The following is a 3,810-nucleotide window of genomic DNA, read 5'->3' as shown; positions in this document are numbered from 1 at the left end:
GCCGAGCAAACACGTTGCGCGTTCGTTCTGACGCCGGGCGGCGGCAAGGCGTCGGATGGATCGGCCTACCCGACCGCCGCGGCATTCAACCAGACGAATCCGCCGACGATCTTCATTGGCCAGGGCGTGGCGGGCGGCGGCATTCCGGGTGCGACCGTGCAGTACAACGGCGCGACGCTCACCGCCGACGGCGTCCATGCCATCCCCGGTTTCCCGCAATTGTTCCCAGTGCCGAACCGGCATTTCGACTTCTATCCGTTCATTGGCTTTGCGTCGGTGAGCACGAACGTCGCGGACCTCAAGGGCACGTATAACGCGCTGCTTTACCACTTGGTTCCATCGAATAACTACGCGACCACGACCACCCAGGCGCAGGAATCCTTCGATACCGCCGGCAACTGCACCGTGCCCGTGCCGGCATCGAACACGTCCTGCCAGACGACCGGCGGCGCGTGGACGGCGAATGCAGGCGGTTCGTACTTCACCAGCGCCGTTGCGCCGCAAGTGCAGGGCAAACGCGCGACACCCACGCTGCCGCTCGTCGGCGCGCTCACGTTCCCGGCCGTGGCCAACGCGAACATGGTGATCGGCAAGGTGAACGGCGCGATCGTTCCGATCATCGTGCGCACGGGCCAGGTCTTCGTGCCGTCGCCGCTCACGCCGCTGAACACGAACGCAGCACAAGTCGACGATGAATCCGGCATCGCCATGCTCGCCCCGAACACAGCGCTGCAATCAGGCGCGTTCGATGGCGGCTACGTCGGCGCGGATTCGAACTTCAAGTACACGGCCGCGCTGCTGCAAGGTCCGGTCGGCTCGTTCATCAATCCATCGACGCAAAGCACCGAGACCGGCTTCGGCATGAGTTACGCGCAGCAGTTGCCCGGCTTGATCGGCGTGCAGGACCAGAACGGCGGCAAGGGCGCGCTGATATCGGCGGGTGGCCTGTACGGGATCTTCATAGCGGGAAGCACGGTGAATGGCGGCCCGACATCGACCTCCGTCAATGCCGATACCCCCGCGAGCCCGTACTTCGGCATTGGCGCGTTGCTGAGCAAATAAGTGGAAAACACGGCGGCCGGCATGCGTCGGCCGCCAACGAACGAACCAATGTGGATGGAGACAGCAGCATGAAATGGAGAACTCTTGGCGCAGTTGTATCAATCGCGGGCGCGGCGCCGTTCCTGATGAGCGCGTGTGGGGGCGGCAGCGATGCGCCGCAGGCGCCGGTCGTCCGTTTGTGCCCGGCATCGCTTGATTACACGACCAACTTCACCGGCGGCGGTGGCGACGGCGAACTCGTCAAGCTGCAGCTCGACACCACCAAGCTCACGTGGCAAGTGACGTACATTGAATCGCCGATACCCGCCACGACCGGCACCGTCTCCCCGACGCGCGCCGGCACCACGCAAAGCGGCACGCTCACGATGGAAACCGGCCTGCCGACACAAAAGCTGAATCAATGCGCGTATCAGTTGAACGGCGCGACGCTCGACCCGACGCGCCCCGCGCGTATCTTCGTGGGCGAGGGTGTGGCGGGCGGCACGATTCCGGGCAAGGAGCTGCAGTTCGGCGGCATTCTCGGGCAGGGCGTCGTGCCGGATCGCACATTCCCGTATTACCCGTTCATCGGCTTCTCGACGCTGGAAACGAATCTCGCCAATGTCGCGGGATCGTATAACCAGCTTGGGTACCACGAAGTGCCATCGCAAAGTTATGCGCGTCTTGCCGTCGATTCAAAGATCACCATCAATGCCGACGGCACGTGGCAAGAGTGCGATAACACCGGCGTGAATGCAGGCAAATGCCAGCAGGCGGGGTCGAACTTCACGCCATCGCCCGATGGCAGCGGCGCGTTCGTCACGAACAACTTCCTTGGACAAGGCAAACCGACGCTCGCGACCGGTCCGCTTGGCAAGGGCTACATGATCGTCGGCAAGTTGCGCGGCGTGAACGTGCCGATCCTGGTTCGTACGGGCACGGCGAACGCCACGATCACGACAGGCATTCCGCCTTTCGCCGACGACGAATCCGGTATCTCGATGCTCTCGCCGCAAACGAACGTGGCGGTGGGATCGGTTGATGGCGAATACGTGGGCGTGGATAACCAGTTCAACTACCGTACAACAGCGCTCACCGGTACGCAGGCCACGCTCATCGATCCGTTCCAGCCGTCGCAAGTTGCGTTGTCGCGTGCGTTGAACCTCGACTACACGCAGACCATCCAGGGTCTTGTGACGTCGACGGTCGTCAATGCATCGACTGGCGCGACACCCACCGGCAAGTTCATCTTCTCCGGCGGCGTGTTCGGCTACCTCGATCAGAGCGATCCGACGACTCCGTATTTCACCATCGGCTCATTTGTCGAGTGACCGTCCGGCAGCCCATCAAAAAGGGCTGAGCGCGTTTCACGCCTCCTTCTATATAGAAGCGGCGTGTCGCGTGACGGCCTGTAACCGAAGAGAGACGATATGAGAAAGATACTGGCAGCGGTGATCGGATGTGCCTGGGCTTGCGCTTCAATGACGGCGCACGCGCAAAGCGCCGGCGATAACGTCGTGGGCCTCGGCTGGTTCCACGTCATGCCGCAGGATTCGAGCAGCGAACTCACCACGCACGTGGCGCCCGTGCCGATCAACACGCCGCTGCGCTTGCCGTCGCAATTCACGTCGTCGGGAACGGGCCTTTCGACAAAAAGCGCCGATACTCTCGCCCTCGTCTTCACACACTTTTTCACCGACCATATTGCGACGACGTTCGTGGGCGGCGTGCCGCCCGAATTCGAGCTCGATGGTCACGGCACCATCCGGCCGCCGGGTCCGGCGGGCGCGCTCGGCAACCAGAATCTCGATCAGACCAATCCGATCGTGAAAAGCGTGCGGCAGTGGAGCCCGGCGCTGATCTTCCAGTACTACTTCAATTCACCGACGTCGGCGTTCCGGCCGTTCGCGGGTATTGGCGTGTCGTACAACTTCTTCACGAACATCAAACTCACCAACGGCTTCGTCAACTCGACACAGAACAATCTCGGCGCTGTTTTGGCGGCTGCTGCGGGCAAGCCGGGGCAGACATCGGTGGACGCGAAGGCTTCGTCGTCGTGGCAACCGGTATTCAACGTCGGCGCCACCTACAACTTCGACAAACACTGGGGTTTGATTGCGTCCCTCACGTACATTCCGCTGAAGACGACGTCATCGCTGATCATCAAGGCGGCCGACGGCACCGAACTCGCCACGACCAAAGGCAAGCTGAACGCTGATCCGCTGATCACGTTCCTGGCGGTGTCGTACCGTTTCTGATGGCGCAGCCAGTCCCGCAAATCATTCGATGCCGTTTAGACGCGATTCGGCGGGACGATTTTCCGCTGCTTTCATGAGCGGGTGTGGTTGGCCTACTTTCCGGTCCAGCGGGCTGTAACGGCCGCGATTCGCGCACCGAATGCTTTTGCTGTTTCAAGGTCGCCGGGCGGGGGTGCTTCGTCCGGGGATGCATCGGCAGGTGATTGCGTGAGCAAGCCCGAAAAACCACCGACGAAGTTCAGGTCGTTGCGCGTGGCCGCCTTCGTATTCGACGGCATCATGCCGGTGCCCGCCCAGATCATGCTGTGCTGCATGGCGAGCGTGATGAAATACGCGATGGTCGAGTGCTTGTCGCCGTTCATGGTCGCCGAGTTGGTGAAGCCGGCGGCGACCTTGTCTTTCCACGATTGCGCGAACCAGGGTTTGGAACTGGCATCGGCGAATTTCTTGAAGTCGGCGGACGGGCCGCCCATGTACGTGGGCGCGCCGAAGATGATGCCGTCGGCTGCGT

At 62.2% G+C, this 3,810-nt stretch carries 4 protein-coding genes; 3 read left to right on the top strand and 1 reads right to left on the bottom strand.

Annotated elements, in window-relative coordinates:
* The 3 genes from ACFFAR_RS27330 to ACFFAR_RS27320 all read left to right on the top strand — a co-directional run.
* On the top strand, nucleotides 1–1,062 hold a 1,062-nt coding region (locus tag ACFFAR_RS27330; RefSeq protein ID WP_375508833.1), incomplete at its 5' end, for a DUF2957 domain-containing protein.
* Nucleotides 1,063–1,130: 68 nt separating this feature from the next.
* A complete protein-coding gene (locus tag ACFFAR_RS27325) occupies nucleotides 1,131–2,372 on the top strand; it encodes a DUF2957 domain-containing protein (protein WP_174364446.1) in 1,242 nt (413 codons plus the stop codon).
* Between the two features lie 99 nt (nucleotides 2,373–2,471).
* On the top strand, nucleotides 2,472–3,299 hold the full coding sequence (locus tag ACFFAR_RS27320; protein WP_062168189.1) for an OmpW family protein: 828 nt from the start codon (nucleotides 2,472–2,474) through the stop codon (nucleotides 3,297–3,299).
* 92 nt (nucleotides 3,300–3,391) lie between these two features.
* Here the strand turns inward: ACFFAR_RS27320 and ACFFAR_RS27315 are convergent.
* A partial coding sequence (locus tag ACFFAR_RS27315; protein WP_375508832.1) for a flavodoxin family protein occupies nucleotides 3,392–3,810 on the bottom strand: 419 nt, incomplete at its 5' end.

The organism is uncultured Caballeronia sp., assembly GCF_964243625.1.
Classification (GTDB): domain Bacteria; phylum Pseudomonadota; class Gammaproteobacteria; order Burkholderiales; family Burkholderiaceae; genus Caballeronia.
This window is presented reverse-complemented; position numbering and strand designations above follow the sequence as displayed.

Coding starts and splice junctions, on each gene's coding strand:
- ACFFAR_RS27325 (WP_174364446.1), top strand. CDS start 1,131: ATGAAATGGAGAACTCTTGGCGCAGTTGTATCAATCGCGGGCGCGGCG.
- ACFFAR_RS27320 (WP_062168189.1), top strand. CDS start 2,472: ATGAGAAAGATACTGGCAGCGGTGATCGGATGTGCCTGGGCTTGCGCT.